Origin of the sequence: Defluviitalea raffinosedens (assembly GCF_016908775.1) — a bacterium.
In the GTDB taxonomy this organism is placed as follows: domain Bacteria; phylum Bacillota; class Clostridia; order Lachnospirales; family Defluviitaleaceae; genus Defluviitalea; species Defluviitalea raffinosedens.
In genome coordinates this window covers 31,773-56,622 of record NZ_JAFBEP010000020.1, presented here as the reverse complement: position 1 = coordinate 56,622, position 24,850 = coordinate 31,773, and the positions used below count along the sequence as shown (strand labels likewise).

25 protein-coding genes and 1 riboswitch are annotated in these 24,850 nt (G+C 41.5%); all 25 genes read left to right on the top strand.

The genetic code is table 11. From position 1 onward, the window contains the following. Nucleotides 1–214 precede the first annotated feature (214 nt). Complete coding sequence (gene istA / locus JOD07_RS12605; protein WP_204614215.1) at nucleotides 215–1,687, top strand: IS21 family transposase; 1,473 nt, start codon at nucleotides 215–217, stop codon at nucleotides 1,685–1,687. After that, on the top strand, nucleotides 1,680–2,366 hold the full coding sequence (locus JOD07_RS12600) for an ATP-binding protein (protein WP_204614214.1): 687 nt from the start codon (nucleotides 1,680–1,682) through the stop codon (nucleotides 2,364–2,366). Before istA ends, JOD07_RS12600 begins: the two co-directional genes overlap by 8 nt. Before the next feature lie 288 nt (nucleotides 2,367–2,654). Then, nucleotides 2,655–2,852, top strand: a riboswitch (cobalamin riboswitch). Between the two features lie 130 nt (nucleotides 2,853–2,982). Beyond that, the gene (locus JOD07_RS12595; protein ID WP_024832155.1) at nucleotides 2,983–3,723 is read left to right on the top strand and encodes an energy-coupling factor ABC transporter permease; all 741 of its coding nucleotides are present in this window, start codon (nucleotides 2,983–2,985) and stop codon (nucleotides 3,721–3,723) included. Between the two features lie 2 nt (nucleotides 3,724–3,725). Next, nucleotides 3,726–4,052 carry an energy-coupling factor ABC transporter substrate-binding protein gene (locus JOD07_RS12590; RefSeq protein ID WP_014256596.1) on the top strand — a complete coding sequence of 109 codons (327 nt, stop codon included), beginning with the start codon at nucleotides 3,726–3,728 and terminating at the stop codon, nucleotides 4,050–4,052. Next, nucleotides 4,049–4,825, top strand: a complete 777-nt coding sequence (gene cbiQ, locus JOD07_RS12585; protein WP_024832153.1) for a cobalt ECF transporter T component CbiQ — start codon at nucleotides 4,049–4,051, stop codon at nucleotides 4,823–4,825. Before JOD07_RS12590 ends, cbiQ begins: the two co-directional genes overlap by 4 nt. A gap of 12 nt (nucleotides 4,826–4,837) precedes the next feature. After that, nucleotides 4,838–5,692 (top strand): ATP-binding cassette domain-containing protein, encoded by an 855-nt coding sequence (locus tag JOD07_RS12580; protein ID WP_204614213.1) that lies wholly within the window; start codon nucleotides 4,838–4,840, stop codon nucleotides 5,690–5,692. A gap of 152 nt (nucleotides 5,693–5,844) precedes the next feature. Next, nucleotides 5,845–6,978, top strand: a complete 1,134-nt coding sequence (gene cbiD, locus JOD07_RS12575) for a cobalt-precorrin-5B (C(1))-methyltransferase CbiD (protein ID WP_014256593.1) — start codon at nucleotides 5,845–5,847, stop codon at nucleotides 6,976–6,978. Next, the gene (gene cobI, locus JOD07_RS12570; protein WP_014256592.1) at nucleotides 6,975–7,655 is read left to right on the top strand and encodes a precorrin-2 C(20)-methyltransferase; all 681 of its coding nucleotides are present in this window, start codon (nucleotides 6,975–6,977) and stop codon (nucleotides 7,653–7,655) included. The genes cbiD and cobI overlap by 4 nt, the downstream gene beginning before the upstream one ends. Nucleotides 7,656–7,657: 2 nt before the next feature. Beyond that, complete coding sequence (gene cobM / locus JOD07_RS12565) at nucleotides 7,658–8,416, top strand: precorrin-4 C(11)-methyltransferase (protein ID WP_014256591.1); 759 nt, start codon at nucleotides 7,658–7,660, stop codon at nucleotides 8,414–8,416. Nucleotides 8,417–8,424: 8 nt separating this feature from the next. Continuing rightward, nucleotides 8,425–9,450, top strand: coding sequence for a cobalt-precorrin 5A hydrolase (locus tag JOD07_RS12560; protein ID WP_243144652.1), 1,026 nt, complete (start codon nucleotides 8,425–8,427; stop codon nucleotides 9,448–9,450). An 8-nt stretch (nucleotides 9,451–9,458) separates the two neighbouring features. Beyond that, nucleotides 9,459–10,451, top strand: coding sequence for a glutamyl-tRNA reductase (gene hemA / locus JOD07_RS12555; protein ID WP_243429326.1), 993 nt, complete (start codon nucleotides 9,459–9,461; stop codon nucleotides 10,449–10,451). A gap of 26 nt (nucleotides 10,452–10,477) precedes the next feature. Beyond that, nucleotides 10,478–11,203, top strand: a complete 726-nt coding sequence (gene cobJ, locus JOD07_RS12550; protein WP_014256588.1) for a precorrin-3B C(17)-methyltransferase — start codon at nucleotides 10,478–10,480, stop codon at nucleotides 11,201–11,203. A 29-nt stretch (nucleotides 11,204–11,232) separates the two neighbouring features. Further along, nucleotides 11,233–12,462, top strand: a complete 1,230-nt coding sequence (cobK, locus tag JOD07_RS12545) for a precorrin-6A reductase (protein ID WP_204614211.1) — start codon at nucleotides 11,233–11,235, stop codon at nucleotides 12,460–12,462. Beyond that, the gene (gene hemC, locus JOD07_RS12540) at nucleotides 12,459–13,331 is read left to right on the top strand and encodes a hydroxymethylbilane synthase (RefSeq protein WP_204614210.1); all 873 of its coding nucleotides are present in this window, start codon (nucleotides 12,459–12,461) and stop codon (nucleotides 13,329–13,331) included. The genes cobK and hemC overlap by 4 nt, the downstream gene beginning before the upstream one ends. A 4-nt stretch (nucleotides 13,332–13,335) precedes the next feature. Continuing rightward, entirely contained in the window at nucleotides 13,336–14,865 is a 1,530-nt protein-coding gene (gene cobA, locus JOD07_RS12535; protein WP_014256585.1) for a uroporphyrinogen-III C-methyltransferase, read from the top strand. Beyond that, complete coding sequence (hemB, locus tag JOD07_RS12530; RefSeq protein ID WP_014256584.1) at nucleotides 14,831–15,811, top strand: porphobilinogen synthase; 981 nt, start codon at nucleotides 14,831–14,833, stop codon at nucleotides 15,809–15,811. Before cobA ends, hemB begins: the two co-directional genes overlap by 35 nt. Next, nucleotides 15,808–17,106 (top strand): glutamate-1-semialdehyde 2,1-aminomutase, encoded by a 1,299-nt coding sequence (gene hemL / locus JOD07_RS12525; protein WP_014256583.1) that lies wholly within the window; start codon nucleotides 15,808–15,810, stop codon nucleotides 17,104–17,106. The genes hemB and hemL overlap by 4 nt, the downstream gene beginning before the upstream one ends. Beyond that, nucleotides 17,103–17,465 carry a sirohydrochlorin chelatase gene (locus tag JOD07_RS12520; RefSeq protein WP_014256582.1) on the top strand — a complete coding sequence of 121 codons (363 nt, stop codon included), beginning with the start codon at nucleotides 17,103–17,105 and terminating at the stop codon, nucleotides 17,463–17,465. The genes hemL and JOD07_RS12520 overlap by 4 nt, the downstream gene beginning before the upstream one ends. Next, on the top strand, nucleotides 17,462–18,661 hold the full coding sequence (locus JOD07_RS12515; RefSeq protein ID WP_014256581.1) for a bifunctional cobalt-precorrin-7 (C(5))-methyltransferase/cobalt-precorrin-6B (C(15))-methyltransferase: 1,200 nt from the start codon (nucleotides 17,462–17,464) through the stop codon (nucleotides 18,659–18,661). The genes JOD07_RS12520 and JOD07_RS12515 overlap by 4 nt, the downstream gene beginning before the upstream one ends. Beyond that, a complete protein-coding gene (locus tag JOD07_RS12510; protein WP_014256580.1) occupies nucleotides 18,651–19,994 on the top strand; it encodes a cobyrinate a,c-diamide synthase in 1,344 nt (447 codons plus the stop codon). The genes JOD07_RS12515 and JOD07_RS12510 overlap by 11 nt, the downstream gene beginning before the upstream one ends. Beyond that, nucleotides 19,991–20,944 carry an adenosylcobinamide-phosphate synthase CbiB gene (cbiB, locus tag JOD07_RS12505; protein ID WP_014256579.1) on the top strand — a complete coding sequence of 318 codons (954 nt, stop codon included), beginning with the start codon at nucleotides 19,991–19,993 and terminating at the stop codon, nucleotides 20,942–20,944. Before JOD07_RS12510 ends, cbiB begins: the two co-directional genes overlap by 4 nt. Further along, nucleotides 20,932–21,996 carry a threonine-phosphate decarboxylase CobD gene (cobD, locus tag JOD07_RS12500; RefSeq protein WP_014256578.1) on the top strand — a complete coding sequence of 355 codons (1,065 nt, stop codon included), beginning with the start codon at nucleotides 20,932–20,934 and terminating at the stop codon, nucleotides 21,994–21,996. The genes cbiB and cobD overlap by 13 nt, the downstream gene beginning before the upstream one ends. Then, complete coding sequence (locus JOD07_RS12495; protein WP_204614203.1) at nucleotides 21,989–23,491, top strand: cobyric acid synthase; 1,503 nt, start codon at nucleotides 21,989–21,991, stop codon at nucleotides 23,489–23,491. Before cobD ends, JOD07_RS12495 begins: the two co-directional genes overlap by 8 nt. Further along, a complete protein-coding gene (locus JOD07_RS12490) occupies nucleotides 23,488–24,012 on the top strand; it encodes a cob(I)yrinic acid a,c-diamide adenosyltransferase (protein WP_128705600.1) in 525 nt (174 codons plus the stop codon). Before JOD07_RS12495 ends, JOD07_RS12490 begins: the two co-directional genes overlap by 4 nt. Continuing rightward, nucleotides 24,012–24,641: a precorrin-8X methylmutase gene (locus JOD07_RS12485; RefSeq protein ID WP_014256575.1), complete on the top strand. Its 630-nt coding sequence runs from the start codon at nucleotides 24,012–24,014 to the stop codon at nucleotides 24,639–24,641. The genes JOD07_RS12490 and JOD07_RS12485 overlap by 1 nt, the downstream gene beginning before the upstream one ends. The last annotated feature ends 209 nt before the right edge of the window (nucleotides 24,642–24,850 follow it).

The window sequence follows — 24,850 nt, the reverse complement described above, 5'->3', positions numbered from 1 at the left end:
TAAAAGGTCTGAGCCCAGTTCAATACCGAGTTCAGACCCAAATAGTCGCTTAATTGCGATGCCCGCCTTTTGTCTAACTTTTTGGGGTCAGTTCACAACGGGTGTTTTTTATATATGGTAAATTTGATTTATCAATCCGGAAAAGGAGTTGATGCCTATGATTGCATTGCTACAGGCATAGATTTTATAACAAAACCAAAGGAGGAAACCAATAATGATTGGAATCGAACAATACCGAAAAATCCAGGAGTACAAAGCACTTGGACTTGCTCAGACAAAAACCGCAAAAGCACTGGGGATAACCTATTCTTCTGTCAGCAAATACTGGAATATGGATAAAGAGGATTATGAAAGGGAAGCTAAAAAGGAAAGGTACCACATGGATAACTACCGTCAGTACATATTGGAACAACTGAAGATATGCCCACAAATGAGGGATACAAACATCTATCTCAAATTGATGGAGGCCTTCCCTGATATACAAGTTAAACGCGCTACATTCTACCGCTATATGAAAGCCTTAAGGGAACAGCACGGGTATCCGCATGCCAGTAAACGTAAAACCTCACCCCGTGAAATTTCTCCACCGGGATATGAAGCGCAGGCGCATTTTGGTCAATACAAACTTAAGGATATGTACGGGCGAATTGTACGAATATATTTCTTTTGCATGGTTCTGAGTTATAGTAGAATGAAATTTGCTTACTTTTCACCGGATCCCTTCACGACCGATACAGCTATAAAAGCTCACAATTATGCTTTCCAGTATTTTGGAGGAAGGCCTCAGACAATTCTATATGATCTTGATCGGGTCTATGTGGTTAGCGAAAATCTAGGTAATATTATATTTGTACCGGCCTTTGAAGAATATGTAAAGCGTATCGGCTACAGTGTTTCATTATGCAGGCCAAGAGATCCTCAGAGTAAAGGTAAGGTAGAAGAGGTAATTGGATATGCCAAGCAAAGTTTTCTAGAGGGAAGGATGTACACCGGAATTGATAGCCTTAACAGTGCTGCCCTTGCATGGTTAGATAGGGAAGGCAACGGGCGAATACATACTGTGACCAGAAAAGTGCCGCGTGAAATGTTCATGGAAGAGCAAAAATACCTGCTCCATGTCAAACCTTATTCCGAAGTATCAAGCACGGTTGCCTCCTTTGATAAGGATGGAGTGGTAAGTTATAAAGGCAACCGTTATCTGATTAATACAGGTATGATGGATGCTCATAAACGCATTCGCATTGAAGATGATGGTGAAATGCTTTTGTTCTATGATGCTGAAACAAATGATTTATTGGCTAAATATCCAGTCACAGAAGATACCGGGCAGTTGTTCAAACCAGAAGAAAATTACAGCAGAGACAGGGTTTCTTTAACCATCATAAAACAATATTTTGCAGAATACGAAATAGCTCAGGAATTCATTCGTCGGATGGAGCAGCAACAGCCGAAATATTTTAATACACATTGCATTCGATTATACCGGATGACAAGGTTTTATACAATTGGACAATTGCTTGATGGAATAGAATACTGCATTGATACTGAACGCTGCAGTGCCTATGAGCTTTTGGCTTATCTCATGTATCAGTACGGAGAGCATATAGCTAAGAAGTTTTTGCCGAATCAGCAGTATTTTAACCATTTGGCGAGGAGTAAAGAAATAAGGAGGGAAATCGATGGCTGATATAACAGAAATCCGTGAATTAGCTCAAAAACTTAATCTTTGGAATATCGCAAGGGGATACATTGATTTGAACGATGAGAAACTATCAAACCTTGACTATCTTAAGATGGTGTTAGAAAAAGAATTGGAGATTAGGGCCAGACAAAAACACACCAAACTGAGGAAGGCAAGTAAGCTTCCAAACAAAGCATTTGACGCATCGAACTCAAACAAGGGCTTAAAATGGCAGATTAAACAGTTATCCAACCTGACATGGATTAAGGAAGAGCAAAACTTAATCCTGCTGGGAAAATGCGGGACGGGTAAGAGTGGTCTTGCAGCGCAGCTTGGAGAAACTGCAATCAGCAATGGACATAAAACCTATTATGCGCCTTTTGATAATTTTATCGCAGTGGCAGAAAAGAAAGCCACAAATCCAAAAGCAGAAGCGATCTTTTCTTATATGCAGGAATGTGACTTAATTATTATTGATGATGTCTTTTATGTGGAACCAACCAGGGCAGAACTGCAGGTTTTCTACCGGGCAGTTACCTTTCTTAATGAAACCAGAAGCATTATTTTTATAACCAATCGTGAACTGTCGGCATGGATAGATGCAGCTGAGGATAAGCATCTTTGCCAGACTTTATTGGACAGGATAACGGTCAATTGTCAGATTGTTCGCTTGACTGACAGATAAATTGAATACACTCACTTTGTTCTTGAAAAATTAATACCTCGTTTGAAAACAATGCCGAAAAACGGCTTAAAATAGATGCAAAAAATCTCACGAAATTCAAAGAACTGCTTAGCTTTTGAGATTTTCTGCAGTTTATAGGGTAGGGGGGTCTAAATCTCTACCGCTTTTCATCCCGGAAACGGGCGGGGGGTCACGCGCGAAAAATCGCAGTTTCAAACTGGACAAAATTATCTTATAAAACATGAAATAATCCATTGAAATAATCTGAATAATGATATAACATATTAATAATTTAATATAAAATCAGGTGCTGGTTATGCATTACTAGAAAATGTGTGAATCAGTGAAAAGGGAAGACGGGTGAAAATCCCGCGCGGTCACGCCGCTGTAAAAGTGGAGTTCTCCATAGATACCACTGGGAAACTGGGAAGGTTTGGAGAATGATGATGCTTGAGCCAGAAGACCTGCCTGCATTTTTAACACCATTTACTCTACGAGCGATAGGGGGTGTTGTGTATGTCTGCACAGTATTATTCCGGGTATGCATGACCTCTTGACTATTTATGTTGAGAGGTTTTTTGTTTGTAAAATAATACTTGTATGAGGAGTGAGTATTATGTCCAAAAAATTACAATTGGCTTTGGGTCTTGGACTTATGGTAATACTGATGCCAACAATGGCTTCAGCTATGCATATCATGGAAGGATTCTTACCTCCGGTCTGGGCAATCTCATGGGGAGTATTGTGCGTACCATTTATAGTTATAGGACTATTTTCAATAAATAAAACTGTACGAGAAAATCCGCGATTAAAAATATATCTTGCAATGGCAGGTGCATTTGCATTTGTACTTTCCGCACTCAAAATACCTTCTGTTACAGGAAGCTGTTCACATCCAACAGGATTGGGATTGGGAACTATCCTTTTTGGCCCAACAGCTATGTCAGTACTGGGTCTGATAGTGCTTTTGTTTCAGGCTATACTTTTAGCTCATGGCGGACTAACAACGCTTGGCGCAAATACCTTTTCAATGGCAGTTGTAGGACCTATTGTTGCATTTGCAACGTACAAGCTGGTAAAGAAAGCGAAAGGACCTCAATGGCTGGCAGTGTTTTTAGCGGCAGCACTGGGTGATCTGTTGACGTATATGGTGACATCAGTGCAGCTTGCACTAGCTTTTCCAGCTGAAGTAGGTGGTTTTGCTGCATCACTGGCTAAGTTTATGGGTATTTTTGCAGTGACACAGATTCCTCTTGCAATCAGTGAAGGTATACTTACAGTATTAATATTTAATGCAATAGCTGCTTATGGCAAAGATGAATTGAAGAGCTTAAATCTATTACAAAAGGGGGCTTAATCATGCAAACTGAAGCGATAAGGCAAACAAAAAAAAATAATCTTTCTGTTAACCTGCTGTTGATTCTTATTATTATAGCTTTAGCAATTATTCCGTTGTTTATTGCTAAAGATGCTGAGTTTGGTGGAGCAGATGGGCAAGCGGAGGAGGCAATAGCAGAAATAAATGCAGATTATGAACCTTGGTTCTCACCCATTTTTGAACCGAAAAGCGGAGAGATTGAGAGCTTGCTTTTTGCATTGCAAGCTGCTATCGGCGCCGGCATAATCGGGTATGGATTAGGTTATTTGAAAGGCCGCAGAAAGAAAGAAGATGAGAAGAGCGCATGATTTCTATAGATAAATATGCTTACAGCTCAAAGCTTAAACATACAGACCCCTTGCAAAAGGTTACATTTGCCTTGCTGACGCTGGCTGTATGTCTATGGGCAGATAACTTGATAATATCGGTTGCAGTGATTTTTATTATGGGGGGCATGACCGTCTCAAGAGGTGGGACTCCCCTCCGTTTTTTTATAAAACTACTGTTATTGCCTGTTTCTTTTTTGATAATAGGGGTGTCTACCGTTGCAGTGAATATATCCGAGCAACCAGAAAGCCTGCTGGCAGCAATTCCTGTTGCAGGAACATGGATAGGTGTCTCAAATGAAGGGCTGCAAGAGGCGATTAAGCTGTTTTTCAAAGCACTGGGAGCTGTCTCATGCCTTTATTTTCTGTCCCTTAGTACCCCTATGGTGGATTTGCTGGCGGCACTACGGAGACTTCGGATGCCAAAGCTTTTAGTGGAGCTTATGGGGCTTGTATACAGGTTTATATTTGTATTGCTGGAAACTGCAGATACCATCTATAATGCACAGAATTGCCGTATGGGCTATTCAAGCCTGACTGCCGGATATCGCTCTTTAGGCTCATTGATTTCCATGCTCTTCATAAAATCATACAAGCGTTCGGATGAACTATACACTGCACTGGAGGCAAGAGGATACGAGGGAGAGCTCAATGTACTTGAAGAAACCTATGAAAAGCATTGGAAAGGATATGTCCTGGCAGTAACCATCAACGTCATACTTGTTTTATCTTCAATAGCTTTAAAGCAAGTATAGGAGGAGTTATTCATGATAGAGAACATCCTGGAGGTAAAGGACCTTCATTACACATATACTGAAGGAACACATGCTTTAAAGGGAGTGACACTTGATATAAAGCAAGGAATGACAACTGCCGTACTGGGTGGAAATGGAGCGGGAAAATCAACACTGTTTCTTTCTCTAAACGGAACACTCAAACCAACGGCCGGTAAGGTGCTGTTTAAGGGACTTCAGCTGGACTATTCCCGAAAGGGCCTTAGAGACCTTCGCAAATCTGTGGGTATTGTGTTTCAAGACCCGGATAGCCAGTTGTTTTCGGCAAGTGTACTTCAGGATATCTCCTTTGGTCCAATAAATATGAAGCTGCCTGAAGAAGAAGTCCGCAAGAGAGTAAATGCTGCAATGGACAGGATTGGTATATCACACCTTAAGGATAAGCCAACCCACTGTCTCAGTTTCGGACAGAAAAAGCGTGTAGCCATTGCCGGAGTACTGGCTATGGAGCCCGAAGTGCTGGTGCTTGATGAGCCTACGGCAGGACTTGATCCCATGGGAGTTAGTGAAATTATGAAACTGCTTCGGAAAATACAAAAGGATTTAGGATTATCTGTGGTTATTTCAACCCATGATATTGACATAGTACCGCTTTACTGTGATTATGCCTATGTGATGGATCAGGGCAGGATTGTGCTGGAAGGTACTCCTAAAGAAGTATTCGCTCATAGGGATGAAATAAGGAGTGTAAACTTAAGACTTCCACGAATCGGACATTTGATGGAGATACTAAAGGAAAAGGATGACTTTGAATTTTCGGAGAATGCCAATACCATATCCGAAGCGAGAAAAGCTCTTAATGACTGGAAGAAAAGAAAAACTACCTAAAAAGGAAATTGCGTTGATACAGTACTATATAATTTGCGCCAAGAAACCACTAATTTCAATGAGCAAAATATCGATGCTTCTACGGTTTTTGTGAAATTGAAATAGTGAGTTTCCCGCATAATTTATATAAAGGCATAAGTGTGGGTGGAATAATGAATGATTATATAATAAAGTCTGGTAAAAAGCTAAGAAAAGGGTTTACAACCGGAAGCTGTGCGGCAGCTGCCGCAAAAGCCTGCGCAATTATGCTCTTTGAAAAGATAGAGATTCCGGAGGTTTCTTTAACTTTTCCCGGAGGGGAAGAAATAATTCTTAAGCCGGAAGATATCATTCTCAATGAAGCTTCCGCAAGCTGTTGCATCATAAAGGATGCGGGGGATGACCCTGATGTAACAAACGGAATAAGGATCTATGCCAGGGTTGAAAAGGCAAAAGCCGGTATTTCCATTGACGGAGGGATAGGTGTCGGAAGAGTAACCTCTGCGGGTTTGCCCTGCAAAATAGGAGAGGCGGCTATCAATCCCGGACCAAGAAAGATGATTTTTAATGCGTTGGAAGAGGTTGCCCGTCTATACAAATACGATGGCGGATTTCATGTGGAAATATTTGTTCCCCAGGGAGTGGAAATTGCAAAGAAAACCTTCAATGAAAGGCTTGGGATTGTCGAAGGCATATCCATCCTGGGAACTACAGGCATTGTGGAGCCCATGAGTGAAGCTGCATTGATAGATACAATCAAGCTGGAAATGTCTATCAGAAAGCAAAACGGTCAAAACGTGCTATTCATTTCTCCCGGAAATTATGGAGTTGGTTATGCCAGAGAGCATTTGGGCATTGATGTTGACAGCGCTGTAAAAATTTCAAATTATATTGGTGAAGCTCTTGATTATGCGATATATTTGGGTTTTAAAAAAATCCTGCTTGTCGGACATATAGGGAAATTGGTCAAGTTAGCTGCCGGTGTTATGAATACACATTCGAAAATTGCTGACTGCAGAAATGAAATATTTGCCGCTCACAGTGCATTAGCCGGTGCAGGAAAAGAAACGGTCGAAAAAATCATGAATGCAAAAACAACAGATGAAATTCACAATATCCTGTTGCAGAACAATATATCCAAAATGGTGTATGAAAGCATATTGGGAAAAATAGTATATCATTTAAATTATCGTGTGATGAATAAGGCAAGGATTGAAGTTCTTGTATTTTCAAATGAAAATGGCGTGTTAATGCAGACAGATAATGTGTTGGACTTTATCAATGAGCTAAAGGAGGTTGGGCATTGAAAGGAACTTTATACGGAGTTGGTGTTGGACCGGGAGATAAGAAGCTTCTTACTCTATTGGCGGTTGAGACTTTACATAAGGCAGATATTATTGCAGTACCTGATACCGGAGGCGAGAAAACAGCTCTGAATATTGTGGGTGAGTATATCTCCGGCAAAAAGATAATGTACTGCAGTATGCCTATGACAAGGGATACAGCAATACTGCGGGAGAGTCATAAAGCTTGTGTAGAGCTGATTTGTGCAGAGCTCGAAAAAGGCTTGAACCTGGCATTTATAACGCTCGGTGATCCTACAATTTATTCTACATATATGTATGTGCACAGGTTGGTTGTTGAAAAAGGATATTCTGCTGAAATTGTTAACGGGATTCCCTCGTTTTGCGCGGCTGCTGCCAAACTGGGCATTTCATTGTGTAATGGGAAGGAAGCATTGCATATTGTTCCTGCATCCTATGAAGGTGCGGATGAACTCTTACGTTTGAACGGAAGCAAGGTGCTTATGAAAAGCGGAAAGGGTATTTTAAACATAAAGCAGAAGCTGGAGAAGCATAATTTGCTTGACAATTCCAAAATGGTAGAATGCTGCTTTATGGAAAATGAGAAAATATATAACAGTCTTAGGGACTTAAATGAAGATAGCAGTTATTTTTCGATTATTATAGTTAAAGGAGAATAAAAATGGTCTATTTTATCGGAGCAGGACCGGGCGCGGTTGATTTGATAACAGTGAGGGGACAGGAGCTTTTGAAAAAAGCTGATGTTGTCATATATGCAGGGTCTTTGGTTAACCCGGAGCTCCTTAAGTGTACAAAGCCTGAGTGCAAGATTTACAACAGCGCTTCTATGACACTTGATGAAATTATAGATGTTTTCGTTAGAGAATATTCACCTGATAAGATACTGGTAAGGCTGCATACAGGCGATCCAAGTATTTATGGAGCAATCAAGGAGCAGATGAAGTTGTTGGACAAGCATAAAATTCCTTATAACGTTGTGCCCGGAGTCAGTTCATTTTGCGGTGCGGCAGCGGTGTTAAATGCTGAATATACACTGCCTGGTGTGAGTCAGACTGTTATTCTTTCAAGGATGGAGGGAAGAACGCCCGTACCTCCGGATGAGGATATAGAAAAGCTTGCATCTCATAAGGCTTCCATGGTTTTGTTCCTTACGACCTCAATGCTTGAGAAGCTTAGTGAGAAGCTTGTAAAAGGCGGATACAAATCCGATACGCCTGCTGCTATTGTCTATAAGGCTACATGGCCGGAGCAGAAGATTGTCCGTACCACAATTGCAGAGCTTCATAAAAGTGCAAAGGAAAACAATATTACCAAAACGGCCTTGATACTTGTAGGGGATTTTCTTTCTTGTGAGCACGAGCTTTCAAAGCTTTATGATGCAAGCTTTACCCATGAATTCAGGAAGGCGAAAGAACAATGAGGATAACCTTGATTTCCTTTACCCAAAAGAGCTCACTCTTATGTAAGCGCCTGGTTGATTATCTTAAAGAAGAGGGACATTCTATCGTTGCATATTCAAAGTATGGAGGCGGCGAGCTGCTTCAGATGGAAGACAATCTTAGCGCACTTACAGGAAAAGCCTTTGAGGACAGCAATTCAATAATATTTATTGGAGCTGCCGGTATAGCCGTAAGAGCAATTGCGCCATTCCTTAAAAATAAGGCATCCGACCCGGCGGTCATTGTGATAAATGAAACAGGAGAATATGTGATTCCCATATTGTCAGGGCATTTGGGCGGTGCAAACAGCCTGGCCCATAAATTGGCGTCTTTTTTGGGAGGAAGGGCAATTATTACTACTGCTACAGATATTAACGGCGTTTTTTCGGTTGATGTGTGGACAAAGGAAAACGGTCTTCATATTTTGAACATAGAAAACATAAAGCATATTTCTGCCGCATTGCTGAATGGTCAAAAAATTGGTTTTCGCTGTGATTTTCCGGTGGAAGGTGAATTACCGGAATTCTTTACAAAGGATACAACTGATTACGGAATATATATATATGATCACAAAAAGCAAAATGCGGACAAGCAGCCTTTTAAAAATACATTATTTTTGTGCCCTAAGCTATTTGCTGTGGGAGTGGGATGCCGGAAAGGAATTCCGGAAGAGATATTGGAAGAAGTATTTCTTGAAACACTGGCGGCAGAGAACATACCAAAGAATCTTGTTTACTGTGTTGCAACCATTGATATAAAAAAAGAAGAAGAGGCAATTATACGGCTTTGTGACAAATTCAGATACTGTCTTAAGCTTTATACCAATAAAGAGCTTATGGAGGCTAAAGGGAGCTTTTCATCATCGGGGTTTGTAAGGGCTGTTACAGGTGTGGATAATGTCTGTGAAAGAGCGGCCATACTGGCCAGCAATCATGGGAAATTGATAATGGGAAAAAGAGCTAGAGATGGAGTCACTGTTGCTATCGCAGAAAGGGCATGGAGGTGTAGCTTTTGAATATAATCATGGCTGGAGTTGATTATCGCAGCGCAAGCCTGGAATTAAGAGAAAAGGTTGGGTTCAACAAAAATCAAATAAGAGATATTCTAGCCAAAATAAATAAGGAGGCTTGTGTTTCCGGAGTGGTTTTGATTTCAACCTGCAACCGCACAGAGGCGTACATTTCATTAAGCCATTGCGAAGAAGCGGATCCGGTTGAAATATTCTGCAATGCTGCCAATCTTGATGATGATATGAAGAAGTGTTTTTATGTTAAAAAGGGTGAAGATTTGGCGGTTTATCTTTTTGAGCTTGCCTGTGGAATTCACTCAATGATATTTGGAGAAGACCAGATATTGACGCAGGTTAAAGAAGCAATGCTGATTGCTATTGATGAGGGAGCAAGCGATGCGGCATTGAACACACTTTTCAGGTGCGCCATAACCTGTGCCAAAAAGGTAAAGACTCAGCTGGTGCTCAATGCCGTTTCGCCTTCGGTAGCCGGGCAGTCGGTACAACTGGTAAGTGAATATATTGAAAAAAAAGCAGGTTGCAAAGCGTTGGTTATCGGTAACGGAGTAGTTGGAAGAAAAGTTTGTGAGGAACTGATTGCAAAGGGATGTGAGGTCCACATAACTACCAGAACCCACAACAACAAAAGCATAATTGTTCCTACAGGCTGTAAAGTTATTCCGTATCACGACAGGGAGTCATTGATACCATATGTGGATATTTTAATAAGCGCAACATCAAGTCCCCATCAGACTGTTACTATCGATATGATTGACAGATGTGCAAATAAGCCCAAATACATTATTGATCTTGCAGTACCCAGGGACATAGACCCTGAGGTCGGGAAGATAAACGGTATACTGTACTACAATATTGACAGCCTTGGGGAAACCGCACGGAAGGACAATTCTAAGGAAATATCAGCCATGAAGAGTTTGATAGCAGAGCATATTGAGAATTTTAACAAATGGTATGCCCAAAGAAAACGACTTATGGCGGTAAAATAATAAAAATAAATGGGTGGGGTAGAGTCATGATTAGTATTATTGGCATAGGGCCGGGAGAGAAAGCACAGATAACACCGCTTGCGATAGAGGCACTAAAAAACAGCGAGGTAGTTGCCGGATACACTTTATATATAGATATAATCAAAGATTTGATTGAGGGCAAGGAAATAATAGCAACCCCCATGATGCAGGAGGTAGAAAGGTGCAGGATGGCTGCGCTGGCTGCAAAAGGAAACAAAAATGTAGCTATGGTTTCAAGCGGAGACGCAGGGATTTACGGGATGGCGGCCCTGATGATTGAAATATGTGAGGAGCTTGGAATCCGTGAAGAGATCAGGGTCATAGCAGGAATTACTGCAGCAAGCTCTGCGGCAGCGGTTCTTGGAGCACCTTTAACACACGATTTTGCGGTAATATCCTTAAGCAACCTTCTTACAAAATGGGAGGACATTGAAAAGAGATTGGATCTGGCCTCGCAGGCCGGGTTTGTAATAGTGATTTACAATCCATCCAGCAAAAAGAGAGCGGATTTTCTTAAAAAAGCCTGTGAAATCGTGATGAGAAATATAAGCGGGGATACAATGTGCGGATATGTAAGAAATATAGGGCGAGAGGGACAAACTCACAAGATATTGCCGCTTAAAGAATTAAAAGACGAGGTGGTGGACATGTTTACCACAGTAATAATCGGAAATTCCACTACCAGGGTCATAAACGGGAAACTGGTAACTCCTAGGGGATACAGAATATAATTTCTGCATTGGATTGAAGGTAGAATAAGATGAAAAAAGTGATTGTATTTGCAGGAACAAATGAAGGAAGAAAGTTAAGTACTTTTTTAGCCGAAAACGGTGTTGAGGTTACAGCAGCTGTAGCCACCGGATACGGTTCACTGGTGATGCCTGACATGCCTTTTTTGTCGGTAAAGGAGGGAAGGCTTTCCCTTGAAGAGATTACAGAACTTATAAAAAGCTATGACTATATTGTGGACGCAACACACCCTTATGCCAAAATCATTTCGGAGAATGTAAAGGAGGCTGCGAAAAGATGCGGCAAGGCTGTGATGAGGCTGGTAAGGCCTTCATTGGAATATGAAAATGTCCTAGAGTTTTCAAGCATAGAAGCAGCATGTGCCTATCTTAACGGTACAGAGGGAAATATTTTTGTGACAACCGGAAGTAAGGAGTTGCTGCCATATTCAAAAATCGAAAATTACAGAGAAAGAGTTTTTGTCAGAGTACTGCCAACGGCTGAGGCAATAAAGGCATGTTCGGATGCAGGCTTTAGCGCGACGAATATAATTTGCATGCAGGGACCCTTCAGTGAGAATATGAATTTGGCGACCATGGAACAAATCAATGCTAAGTTTTTGGTAACAAAGGAAACCGGGAAAAGCGGAGGCTTTCAGGAGAAGATTGATGCAGCAAGAAAGCTGGGGACAAAGGTTATATTGATAGGAAGGCCTTGTAAAGAAGAAGGCATGACGCTGGAGGAAATATTTATATATTTTCAAAAGGAATTTGGAATTACGCAAGAAGAATCCTTGTCCCATTTTCCAATGTTTATTAGCCTGAAAAACAAAAAGGTTGTTGTCATCGGAGGGGGAAGGATTGCCACAAGAAGAGTCCAGGTTCTTATACGCTATGGCGCGGAGTTGGTTGTGATTGCTGCCTGCCAGTCGGAAAGTATAAAGCTTTTAGCCGGCGAAAACAAGCTTACACTAATTGAAAGAAATTACCTGCCGGGTGACCTGAATGGCGCTTTCATGGCAATTGCTGCAACGGACGACAGGGATGTGAATGAAAAGGTCTGCAATGACGCACGGAAAGAGGGGATTCCAGTAAATGTATGTGACAGAAAAGAGCTGTGCGATTTTTACTTCCCTGCTATATTTGAAAACGGGGAGGTTACAGGCGGACTGATTTCAAAGGACGGCAGCAACCATAAAGCGGCAAAGGAAACGGCTGCAAGAATAAGGGAATTCTTAAAGAACCGGAGGGAGCAAACATGAAAACAGTGAGAGTTGGCAGCAGGGACAGTGAACTTGCAGTCATACAGGCTCAGATGGTCATAGATGCCATAAAAAAATACGACAGTAATATAGAAGTTGAATTAGTCACCATGAAAACAACAGGGGACAGAATTTTAGACAAAACCCTTGATAAAATCGGTGGCAAGGGATTGTTTGTTAAGGAATTGGACGAAGCGCTGCGAAACGGAGGTGTGGATATAACTGTACACAGTTACAAGGATATGCCCATGGAAATTAATTCTGAATTACCCGTGGTGGCCTTGTCGGAACGGGAAGACGAGAGGGATGTTCTCATCCTTCCTGTAAATCAAGGTGATAAAAGCAAGCCGCTAGGGTGCTCCAGCAAAAGAAGGATGCTGCAGCTTAAAGCTCTTGGCTTTGACAATATCGAGCCACTCAGAGGGAATGTTATCACCAGGCTAAAAAAGCTGGATGACGGAGAATACTGTGGAATTATTCTGGCTGCCGCCGGGATTAAGAGGCTTGGACTGGAAAACAGGATCAGCAGGTATTTTACAACGGAAGAAATAATGCCTGCGGCCTGTCAGGGAATCATTGCCGTTCAGACCAGGAAAGGTGAAGATACACGCTATCTCGCTAATTTCCATAGTGAAAGGTCAAAAATAGTTTCCGATGCCGAACGTGCCTTTGTTGCCGCTTTGGATGGAGGCTGCTCATCGCCGGTTGCAGCTTATGCATATTTCGAAAACGATAAATTAGTGCTAAGAGGGCTCTATGTGAACGAAGAAAAAAATATAGCAATAAAAGGTATAGAGTATGGCAGGGCTGAAGATGCAGTCAAAATGGGTATTTCGCTTGCAAAGAGGCTCAAGGGGGAGGCGTGCTGACTTCATGAAAAAGGGCTTTGTGGTTTTGGTAGGGGCAGGTCCGGGCGACAGGGGGCTTTTAACCCTTAAAGGAATGGAATATATAAAAAAGGCTGAGGTTGTTGTTTATGACAGGCTTGTTTCAGATGATATTCTGGAGCTGATACCGGACAATGCAAAAAAAATAGATGTGGGTAAGGAAAGCGGCAGGCATCCGGTGCCTCAGGAAGAAATCAACAGAATTCTTGTGGATGAAGCCTTAGCGGGAAAACTGGTAATAAGGTTAAAGGGTGGAGATCCCTTTGTATTCGGACGCGGCGGAGAAGAGCTGGAGCTTCTGGAGCTAAACGGGATTCCTTTCGAGGTGGTTCCGGGTATTACCTCAGCGATTTCTGCGCCTGCATTTGCAGGGATTCCCATAACCCACAGGGACTATTGCAGCAGCTTTCACGTCATAACGGGACATCAAAAGAAGGGCGAAGAGCTGTCGGTTAACTTCAAAGCACTTGTACAGTCAGGAGGCACATTAGTCTTTCTAATGGGGATTTCTTCTCTGCGACAAATACTTGATGGACTTTTGGCAGAAGGTATGGATAAGCATATGCCGGCTGCAATTATTGAAAATGGAACAAGAGCCGGTCAGAGAAAAATTCTGGGCACAATTGAAAACCTTTATGAAAAGGCTGTAGAGAAAAGCGTCAAATCTCCTGCCGTTATTGTGGTAGGAAAGGTTTGTGGTCTGAGTGACAGATTTGACTGGTTTTCAAAAAGAGAGCTCATGGGTGTGAAAATCATTGTAACAAGACCTAAGGACTCTGCCGGTACATTGACCGCCAAGCTTAAGGAACTGGGTGCAGATGTTATAGAATATCCATGCATTGAGATAAAGGAAATTGAAAATAACAGCCGGTTGGAAAGAGTAGTAAGCAACATCAAAGAGTACTCATGGATTGTTTTTACAAGTAAAAACGGAGTTAATATCCTGTTTGAATATTTGAAGAGGCAAAACAAGGACATTAGAATTCTGGCCGGTCAAAAATTTGCCGCAATCGGGAGTCAGACTGCTGAAACGCTTGCCGGCTACGGAATTATAGCAGACTACATACCTGAGATTTTTGACGGAAAGCATCTGGCGGAAGGGCTTTGTAAAATAGCGGGTGCTGATGAAAAAATACTTCTTTTGAGAGCTTTAAAGGGTAGTGCTGAAATAACGGCTGTTCTAAAAGAAAATGAAAGAGCATTTGAAGATGTTCCGGTATATGATACCTTATATGTCAATAAGGGAAGCCGGGACATAGAGGCTCTAATAAATGGTAATCCAGGCATTTATGTGACATTTACGAGCGCATCGACTGTTGAAGGCTTTGTCGGATCAATACAAGGAATTGACTTAGGCAAGATAACGGGAATATGTATTGGCAGCCAAACTTCAAAAGCTGCTGAAAAATATGGAATCAAGCACTATATATCGGATGAGGCAACCATTGATTCAATGATAAGTAAAATTACGGAGGTGCAATATGAACGCAATACGGCCACGAAGACTGAGAAATGATAAAAACATAAGGGATTTGGCAAGAGAAACAAGGATTTCATCCAAAGCATTAATACTTCCATTGTTCATAAAGGAAGGGAACGGAATTATCGAGCCCATAGAATCTTTAGAGGGACATAACTATTACAGCCCCGATACCGTACAGGCAGGGATAGAAGATATTCTTAATGCCAACGTTAAATCGGTTTTGCTTTTCGGTATTCCCGATAAAAAAGATGATGAAGGGAGCGGAGCTTATAGCGAAGACGGAGTCGTACAAAAAGCCGTAAGGAAAATCAAGGAAAGGTATCCGGAAATAACTGTAATAACAGATGTCTGTATGTGCGAATATACGGCAAACGGACACTGCGGCATAGTGAAGGACGGCAAGGTCATAAATGACCTGACGCTTCCCTACATTGCTAAAATCGCTCTTTCCCATGTTGAAGCCGGGGCTGATATTGTCGCTCCGTCAGACATGATGGACAACAGGGTTGCAGAAATAAGGAAAACCCTTGAGGGCAAAGGCTTTCATGATACTCCAATCATGTCGTATTCAGTAAAATATGCTTCGTCGTTTTACGGACCGTTCAGAGATGTGGCCAAATCTGCTCCAGCCTTTGGGGACAGAAAGACATACCAGATGGATTATCACAACAGGCGTGAAGCTTTAAAGGAAGCCATGCTGGATATTCAGGAGGGTGCGGATATTTTGATGGTAAAGCCGGCCATGGCTTATCTTGACATTATAAGAGAGCTTAAGGATAAAACACAAAACCCCATTTGCGCATACAGCGTAAGCGGTGAGTACGCAATGATAAAAAGCGCTGCCAAGTTGGGCCTTGTTAATGAATATGCTGTTATGTGCGAAAGTGCCGTCAGTATGTTCAGAGCAGGTGCGGACATGCTTATAACGTACTATGCAAAGGAATTATCAAAAGCAATTGAGAAGGGAGATATCGGATGATGAGCAGCAGTTTGATTGACAGAGCCAGGAGTGTAATGCCGGGCGGGGTGAATAGTCCTGTGAGATCTTACAGGGCAGTTGGAGGAGAACCTGTTTTTATAAAAAGAGCGAACGGCTCCAAAATTTATGATGTAGAGGATAGAGAATATATTGATTATGTCTGTTCATGGGGGCCCATGATTCTGGGACATAACAATAAAAAGATAGCAGAAAGCGTCAAAAAGGCTGTCGATTACGGGTTGAGCTTTGGCGCACCGACGGAGAAAGAAGTAATAATGGCTGAGCTTATTACTTCCATGGTTCCGGGAATTGATATGATAAGGATGGTAAACAGCGGAACAGAAGCTGTCATGAGTGCCTTACGGCTTGCCCGTGCCTTTACTGAAAAAAGTAAAATAATAAAATTTGATGGCTGCTACCATGGACACTGCGACAGTATGCTAGTTAAGGCGGGATCGGGGGCTTTGACTCTTTCACATCCCGACAGTCTTGGTGTAACTGGTGAATTTGCAAGAAATACTCTGATTGCAGATTATAATGATATAGAGAGTGTGAGACGACTCTTTGCAGAAAACAAGGGAGAAATTGCTGCTGTCATCCTTGAACCTGTGGCGGCCAATATGGGTGTAGTTCCTCCACGGGATAATTTTCTTGCCGGACTCAGAGCTCTATGTGATGAAAACGGAGCGCTTCTGATTTTTGATGAGGTCATTACAGGATTTAGGCTTTGCCCGGGAGGAGCACAGGAATATTTTGATGTCAGAGCGGATATTGTCACCTTCGGCAAAATTATCGGAGGAGGTATGCCTGTTGGGGCATATGGGGGAAGAAAAGAGATTATGGAGCTTGTATCACCCCTTGGGGGAGTTTATCAGGCGGGTACCCTTTCTGGAAATCCCATAGCGATGGCAGCAGGAATAGCACAGTTGACGGAACTTAAGGAAAACAAGGATATATATTTGCGAATAGACAGAATGGCAGAGTCACTGGAAAAAGGATTTAAGAGGATGGCAAAAGAGCTGGAGCTGACTCTCACTGTGAACAGGGTCGGATCCCTGTTATGCGTATTTTTTACAAAGGAAGCTGTAACTGATTTTAAAACTGCTAAAAGCAGCAATACAAAGCTTTATGCAAAATTTTTCAAGCATATGTTGGATAACGGTATACATATGGCGCCTGCACAATTTGAAGCCATGTTTGTGAGTGATGCGCATACAGAGGAAGACATAGAAAAAACATTGGAAAAAGCAGAAAAATCCTTGAGAGAAATGAAAAACGGAGGAGATTTTGCATGAGAGGAATACTGATACTGGCCCATGGAAGCAGGGAGAAGTCAACAGAGCAGACTTTACAGCAGGTTGTAAATTATCTTGGAGAAATATTCAGTGAGGAAATTATTGAAACTGCATACCTGCAGTTTTCAAACCTGGATCTTCATACCGGGCTTGAAAAGCTGAGAGCAAAAGGTGTTGATAACATAATTGTCATACCTTATTTCCTGTTTGAAGGTGTACACATAAAAGAAGATATTCCGAAGGAAATTGACAAATACCTTAAAGAAAATAAGGATGTAAAAATTACAATGGGAAAGACGCTGGGAGCGGATAAAAGATTGGCGGAAATATTAGCCGACAGGATAAGGGATGCATTATGAAAAAGCAAATATTCATAATCGGATGCGGCCCCGGGGCGCCGGAGGAAATCACAGGACATGGTGCGAAGCTGCTGGAAATCTGCCATGAGGTCTATGCATTTGACAGAATCGGAGATTTGTACAAAGACTTCAAAGAGGGTATTATTAAATGTTCATATCAGGACATCGAAGAGAAAATAAGAAGCTCAAAAGCTCAAAAAATGGCTGTTCTTGTTTCCGGAGATGTGGGATTTTTCAGTATGGCAAAAAGGCTGGATGAAAAATTCAGAATTGATTTTGATGTGTTCTTTACATGCGGAATCAGCAGTCTTCAATATCTTTGCAGTAAAATCAAGCTAAGCTATGAGGATGTCAGAGCTGTGAGCCTCCATGGAAGAGAAGGTAATCTTCCGGGGAGTATCGCATATAACCGGTACACTTTTGTTCTGACCGGCGGGGCTAACAACGCTTCGAAAATATTAAAGGATCTTAAGCAAAATGGCTTGTCAGGGATAAAAGTTACAGCCGGGGAGCTGCTTTCAATGCCGGGTGAAAGAATTTTATGCGGAACGGTGGAGGAGCTTTCTGAGATTTCCTTTGACAGCCTTACGGTTCTTTTGTTTGAGAATGAGAATTGTGTAAACAGGGATATGCCCCTTTTTGACAAGGAGCTTTCAAGGAATGAAACTCCAATGACGAAGCAGGAAGTGCGCTGGGTTGCAGTAAACATGATGAAGATAGAAGCACGGGATGTTTTGTTTGACATAGGGGCGGGCAGCGGCTCGGTAGCTATAGAAATGGCTAGAAAAGCCCACGAAGGATTGGTTTTCGCTATAGAGAAAAAAGACAATGCATTTGAGCTTCTCTGTAAAAACAAGTCCGATCTCGGCGCGTTAAATGTAATACCCGTCTTTGGAGAGGCATTGGAGGAAATAAGGAAGCTGCCTGTCCCGGACAAGGTGTTTATCGGAGGAAGCGGAGGCAATCTGGATAAATTGGTTAAAAGCCTGTATAGGGCAAATGAAGATGTAAAAATTTTGATTACGGCAATAACCCTTGAGACTTTAACTGAGGCCCTTGAGGCATTCAAAGAGATAAATTTTGAAACAGATATTGTTTGTCTGAATTGTTCAAAAAGCAAAAAGGCCGGAAGCTACAATATGATGATAGCAAACAATCCTATTTACATAATCTATGGTGAAAAGAATGATGAATAAAAAAATCAACAGAATCATGATAGCTGGAACAAACAGCGGCTGCGGAAAAACAACAGTGACCTGTGCAATACTAAAAGCGTTAAAGAACAGAGGGCTCAAGGTAGCTGCCTTTAAATGCGGCCCTGACTATATTGACCCTATGTTTCACAGCGAAATAATTGAGACAAACTCAAGGAATATTGATTTATTTTTATGCGGAGAAAGGCAGGCAAGATACCTTTTTGCCAAAAACAGCGAGAATACTGATGTTTCGGTCGTGGAAGGCGTTATGGGCTTTTACGATGGGGTGGGTGGAAATACCGGTGAAAACTCTTCATGGGATATATCAAACAAGCTTGGAATTCCTGCAGTTTTGGTAGTTAACTGCAAGGGAGCTTCGGTCTCCGTTGCCGCTATGATAAAGGGTTATCTGGATTTTGATAAAAACAGGATTGAAGCTGTAGTTTTAAATAATGTTTCAAAGCACATGTATAAAATGTACAAAGAAACTATTGAAAACCGTCTTGGAATAAGAGTGGCAGGTTATATGCCTTTTGAACCCGAGGCAGTCATTGGGAGCCGTCATTTGGGGCTGGTTACCGCAAAAGAAATAGGTTCGCTGAAGCAAAAGACGGAATTACTTGCTGCTATAGCAGAAGAGACTATAGATTTGGACCTGCTTCTTGATATTGCAAATAATGCGGAACATTTTGACTATGAGAAAATTGAAGTTGAGCAAATATCAGATGTAAGAATTGCAGTTGCTAAGGACAGGGCATTTTGCTTTTATTATCAGGACAGCCTTGAGCTTCTCGAAAAAATGGGTGCAAAGCTGATATATTTTTCACCTACTGAGGACATTAGGCTGACGGAGGATGTTGACGGCTTGATATTAGGAGGCGGATATCCGGAGCTTTATCTTGAAAAGCTCAGCAAAAATGCCGGAATGATAAACAGCATAAGAGCTGCATGGCGTGAGGGAATGCCGATTTATGCCGAATGCGGCGGCTTTATGTACCTGGGAAAAAGTATTAATTCCTATGCAATGACCCACATAATTGAACCGGGCTTTGAGATGACGGAGAAACTTCAGAATTTCGGGTATGTTACATTGACTGCAAAGGACAACACCATGCTTTTGGAGCATGGAGAGTCCGCCACTGCCCACGAATTTCATTATTCTAAAAATGATTCTGATTCCGGTAGCCTTACAGCCAGAAAAGCAAGCGGGAAAACGTGGGAAACCGGATATTGCAAGGAGAACGTATTCGCTCTTTACCCTCACATTCATTTCTGGGGGAACATTCAAATGGCAGCCAGATTTATTAAAAAATGTGAGGAGTACAAAAAATGAGATATCTGTTTGTTATTGGTATTGCTTTCATACTTGATTTGATATTCGGAGATCCATACTGGCTACTTCATCCCGTGTGTATAATTGGAAAGGCAATCAGTGCTTTGGAGAAAATGTTAAGAAAAATCGTAAAAAACGAGCTTTTTGCAGGGACAGTTCTCGTGCTGGTTATATCGGGATTAGCTTTTTTTGTTCCATTTTTGATACTGTATCTGGCAAATACTTTGAATTACTATCTGGCTATGGGGATTGAAATTTACTTCTGCTACCAGATTTTTGCCGTAAAATCCCTGAAAAAAGAGAGTATGAAGGTTTATTACCCTCTCAAGGAAGGCAATTATCCGGAAGCTAGAAAATACTTATCCTACATTGTCGGAAGGGATACGCAGAATTTGGATGCTAAGGGTATCACAAAAGCCACAGTCGAAACGATAGCCGAGAACACCACTGACGGTGTCGTAGCTCCGCTTTTTTATATGGCAATAGGAGGCGCGCCCCTTGCTTTTTTATACAAGGCGATTAACACAATGGACTCCATGATAGGCTACAGAAATGAAAAGTATGAAAAATTCGGAAAGGTTGCTGCAAGGCTTGATGACATTGCAAACTTCATACCGGCAAGGATAACTGCACTGCTTATGATTGCGGCAAGCGCATTAAACGGCCTGGACTATAAAAATGCTTTTAGAATGTTTCTAAGAGATAGGAAAAACCATAAAAGCCCAAATTCTGCACAAACCGAGTCGGTATGCGCCGGAGCTTTGAATGTACAGCTGGCGGGCAATGCCTATTATTTCGGACAGCTTGTCCATAAGCCGACTATTGGTGATAATAATCGGGAAATTGTAGCTCAGGATATAGTTCTCACAAACAAATTGATGTATACGACTTCTGTTTTAGCAGTGATTGCTGCCATGATTGTAAGGGGGTGTATCTGGTGGATGATATAGCAATGCACGGCGGCGATATCTATTCATATATGGAGATGAATGGAGCAAAACCGCTTGATTATTCGGCTAATATAAACCCTCTGGGTTTGCCTGACAATGTTAAAAAGGCGTTGGCTCAGAATATTGAAAGCTATAGTGCCTATCCGGATACTAATTGCCGTAAGCTGAAGGAAGCTGTAAGTGCCTATGAAAAATTTGAAGCGGACTGCATACTGTTCGGAAACGGCGCGGCAGATATAATCTACAGAATATGCTATGCCTTAAGACCGAAGACTGCTCTCCTCACAGCGCCAACCTTTTCCGAATACGGACAGGCCCTTGAGAACACCGGCTGTAAAATCGAGTATTTTGGATTAAGCCCTGAATATGGCTTTACTGTGGGAACCGGCATATTGGAGCAAGTGTCAGGTAAGGATATTGTTTTCATTTGTAACCCAAACAACCCGACGGGAAATTTGGCAGACAGGAGCTTAATATACAAGCTTGCAGAAAAATGCCGAAAGGAAAACTGTATTTTGGTCATTGACGAATGCTTCATGGATTTTATCGCTGAAAAGAAGAGCTATAGCTTTATAGAGTATCTTGAGGATTTTGACAATGTGATAATTGTAAAGGCTTTTACGAAAATATTCGCGATGGCGGGGCTCAGGCTCGGGTATTGCTTATGCAGCAATAAAGAAATACTGTTGAAGATTGAAAAAGCCGGGCAGCCGTGGAGCGTGTCGACACCTGCTCAAGTAGCAGGGATCGCCGCAATTGGAGATAAGGATTATCTAATAAGGACTGCCAGGATCATAGATGAAGAAAGAGGCTATTTGTCAAAAAACTTAAGCAGCTTTGGCTTCACGGTTTTTGAAAGCCATACTAACTTTATTTTATTTAAAGCAGAACAGACGGATTTGTATGACAGGCTTTATAAAAAGGGCGTACTGATAAGGAAATGCGCCAACTTCAAAGGACTTGACGATACATATTACAGAATAGCTGTCAGATGCCGTGAAGACAATGAAAAGCTGATTAATGCAATAAGCGAGGTAATAAAAAATGGCTAAGGCAATCATGATACAGGGGACAACTTCTAATGCAGGCAAAAGCCTTATAACTGCAGGACTTTGCAGGATTTTTTCACAGGACGGCTATAGGGTGGCGCCTTTCAAGTCACAGAATATGGCACTGAATTCCTATATAACTGAGGACGGGCTTGAAATGGGCAGAGCTCAGGTTGTACAGGCCGAAGCCGCATATAAGAAGCCGGATGTCAGGATGAATCCCATCCTCTTGAAGCCCACAAGCGACAAAGGTTCACAGGTCATTGTCAATGGCGAGGTTGTGGGCAATATGAAAGCTATGGATTACTATAAAAACAAAACAAGATATATACCGGAAATTATGAAAAGCTATAGCTCCCTTGCCGCTGAAAATGACATTATAGTGATTGAAGGTGCAGGGAGCCCGGCAGAAATAAACTTAAAAGAAAATGACATAGTCAATATGGGCATGGCAAAGATGGCAAATTCCCCTGTGCTGATTGTTGGAGATATTGACAGAGGCGGTGTGTTTGCTTCACTTTACGGAACTTACATGCTACTGAATGAAACTGAAAAGAAGTATATTAAAGGGAACATCATCAATAAGTTCAGAGGCGATATCAAGATCCTGGAGCCGGGGCTTAAAATGCTGGAAGACCTTATACCTGTTCCAACAGTCGGTGTAGTTCCATACATGACTCTGAGAATAGATGATGAGGACAGCCTTTCTGAAGTATTTGAAAATAGCAGTGTGTTGGCGGACATTGATATTGCTGTCATAAAACTTCCACGAATCTCAAATTTTACGGACTTTAATGCTTTTGAATTGATTTTGGGAGCCAAGGTTAGATATATTTCGAGTGCAAAGGAATTTAAGTGTCCGGATTTGCTGATTCTACCGGGAACAAAAAATACAATTGACGATTTAAAATGGATGAGAGAGTGTGGTATTGAGGCTGAAATATTAAAATATGCAAGCAGGGGGAATCCTGTATTCGGTATTTGCGGCGGATATCAGATGCTCTGCAAAAGCCTTAAGGACCCTTACAATGTGGAAGGCGGCGGCGAAATAAAGGGCTTGGGACTCATTGATGCCCATACCGTATTTGAAAAGGAAAAGACAAGAACCAGAGTAAGCGGCATTTTTAAATGCGCTGGTGGTATTTTTTCAGAGCTCAATGGAAAAAGCTTCGAGGGCTATGAAATACATATGGGTATAACAAAGGCTGAAGGCTTTTTGTCGATGCTGAAAAGCATGGACGGCGGTGAGAAAACCGACGGGCTTTGCCAGGGGAATGTTTATGGCAGCTATGTCCATGGAATTTTTGACAGCGAAGAGGTTTTAAAGACCATTATAAAAGCTTTGTACAACAAAAAAGATCTTGAATACAATGAAACCTTAAGTTGTGACGTTAAAGCGCATAAAGAGCGGGAATATGACAAATTGGCAGATGAGCTCCGCAAATCTCTCGATATGAAGTATATTTATAAAATTATTGATGAAGGTGTTACTCTATGAACGGGTTGATTCATATTTATTGCGGCGACGGGAAAGGGAAAACGACAGCAGCGTTGGGACTTGCATTGCGTGCCTGCGGCAGCGGCTATAAGGTAATTCTGGCTCAGTTTTTAAAGTCATGGAATACAAGTGAATTGAATATTTTGGATAAAATGGAAAATGTATTAATTTTAAGAAGTAAAAAACCGGGCAAATTTACTTGGCAATTAAACGATGAGGAGAAAGCGGCACTTAAAATAGAAAATAACAGAATCTTTGAAAAAGCTATTGAAGTTATATCATGTGATAAAAAAATCCTTATCATATTCGACGAGCTTATTGGAGCAATAGAAAAAAACCTTATTGACAAAGAAGCAGTAGTGGACTTTCTGAAGACCAAGCCGCTCCATGCCGAAGTAGTTCTTACAGGGAGAAATCCTGATGGGGAATTGCTTGGTTTGGCCGATTATATCTCTGAAATTAAAAAAATCAGGCATCCATTTGATAGTGGTGTTAAAGCACGAGAGGGGATTGAATATTGATGAAATTGTATAGACCCGATGAAATTGAAAAGAGAAGCTTTGAAATAATAACTCAGGAAATTGGAGATATTGAACTGGACGCGAAGGTTGCGCCTATTGTTAAGAGAGTAATTCATACTACTGCGGATTTTGATTATCTTCATAATCTTTGCTTTTCCGAAAATGTAATAAATATTGCGCTTGAAGCCATTAAGAAAGGGGTTGACATTGTAACAGACACCAAAATGGCTTTATCCGGTATCAACAAGGCTGCTTTGGCAAAAGCCGGCGGCAAGGCATATTGCTATATGGCAGATGAAGATGTTGCAAGAAAGGCGAAAGAGCAAAATTCAACCCGTGCGAGTGTATCTATGGAAAAGGCGGCAGAATTGGACAAGCCTCTTATTTTTGCTATAGGCAATGCGCCCACAGCCCTTATCAAGCTGGATGAATTGATAAAAAGCAATAAAATAAAACCTGTTTTAATTATTGGCGTACCAGTAGGCTTTGTGAATGTCGTCGAGTCAAAGGAGCTTATTATGAAAAGCGGTGTTCCTTATATCGTTGCAAGAGGGCGAAAAGGCGGCAGTAATGTGGCGGCGGCAATTGTAAATGCTCTCTTGTATATGGCATATCCACGTGAAAGCTAAAGTGTTAGGAGGAACTATGCAATGAAATAGACAAAACAGCTATTATTGGTGCATCAAAAGAAAGAACTAATTAAAAATCTATTAGTAAATATTAACTTTAAATTTATGGCATAGTAAAATACCAAAAGATAATGTCACGTAGGCATTATTAGGGTACAAAAGAAAAATTTATTATTTGAAATAATAGCGGTCACGAAGACTGTTTCTTA

Bases quoted from the DNA above. Each gene is read 5' to 3' on its own strand.
- cbiB (WP_014256579.1), top strand. From the start codon at position 19,991: ATGAGATATCTGTTTGTTATTGGTATTGCTTTCATACTTGATTTGATA.
- hemB (WP_014256584.1), top strand. From the start codon at position 14,831: ATGAACGCAATACGGCCACGAAGACTGAGAAATGATAAAAACATAAGG.
- JOD07_RS12590 (WP_014256596.1), top strand. From the start codon at position 3,726: ATGCAAACTGAAGCGATAAGGCAAACAAAAAAAAATAATCTTTCTGTT.
- cbiD (WP_014256593.1), top strand. From the start codon at position 5,845: ATGAATGATTATATAATAAAGTCTGGTAAAAAGCTAAGAAAAGGGTTT.
- cobK (WP_204614211.1), top strand. From the start codon at position 11,233: ATGAAAAAAGTGATTGTATTTGCAGGAACAAATGAAGGAAGAAAGTTA.
- JOD07_RS12580 (WP_204614213.1), top strand. From the start codon at position 4,838: ATGATAGAGAACATCCTGGAGGTAAAGGACCTTCATTACACATATACT.
- JOD07_RS12520 (WP_014256582.1), top strand. From the start codon at position 17,103: ATGAGAGGAATACTGATACTGGCCCATGGAAGCAGGGAGAAGTCAACA.
- cobM (WP_014256591.1), top strand. From the start codon at position 7,658: ATGGTCTATTTTATCGGAGCAGGACCGGGCGCGGTTGATTTGATAACA.
- JOD07_RS12490 (WP_128705600.1), top strand. From the start codon at position 23,488: ATGAACGGGTTGATTCATATTTATTGCGGCGACGGGAAAGGGAAAACG.
- istA (WP_204614215.1), top strand. From the start codon at position 215: ATGATTGGAATCGAACAATACCGAAAAATCCAGGAGTACAAAGCACTT.
- cbiQ (WP_024832153.1), top strand. From the start codon at position 4,049: ATGATTTCTATAGATAAATATGCTTACAGCTCAAAGCTTAAACATACA.
- JOD07_RS12595 (WP_024832155.1), top strand. From the start codon at position 2,983: ATGTCCAAAAAATTACAATTGGCTTTGGGTCTTGGACTTATGGTAATA.
- cobA (WP_014256585.1), top strand. From the start codon at position 13,336: ATGAAAAAGGGCTTTGTGGTTTTGGTAGGGGCAGGTCCGGGCGACAGG.
- cobJ (WP_014256588.1), top strand. From the start codon at position 10,478: ATGATTAGTATTATTGGCATAGGGCCGGGAGAGAAAGCACAGATAACA.
- JOD07_RS12510 (WP_014256580.1), top strand. From the start codon at position 18,651: ATGATGAATAAAAAAATCAACAGAATCATGATAGCTGGAACAAACAGC.
- JOD07_RS12485 (WP_014256575.1), top strand. From the start codon at position 24,012: ATGAAATTGTATAGACCCGATGAAATTGAAAAGAGAAGCTTTGAAATA.
- hemL (WP_014256583.1), top strand. From the start codon at position 15,808: ATGATGAGCAGCAGTTTGATTGACAGAGCCAGGAGTGTAATGCCGGGC.
- JOD07_RS12495 (WP_204614203.1), top strand. From the start codon at position 21,989: ATGGCTAAGGCAATCATGATACAGGGGACAACTTCTAATGCAGGCAAA.
- hemC (WP_204614210.1), top strand. From the start codon at position 12,459: ATGAAAACAGTGAGAGTTGGCAGCAGGGACAGTGAACTTGCAGTCATA.
- JOD07_RS12515 (WP_014256581.1), top strand. From the start codon at position 17,462: ATGAAAAAGCAAATATTCATAATCGGATGCGGCCCCGGGGCGCCGGAG.
- hemA (WP_243429326.1), top strand. From the start codon at position 9,459: ATGGCTGGAGTTGATTATCGCAGCGCAAGCCTGGAATTAAGAGAAAAG.
- JOD07_RS12600 (WP_204614214.1), top strand. From the start codon at position 1,680: ATGGCTGATATAACAGAAATCCGTGAATTAGCTCAAAAACTTAATCTT.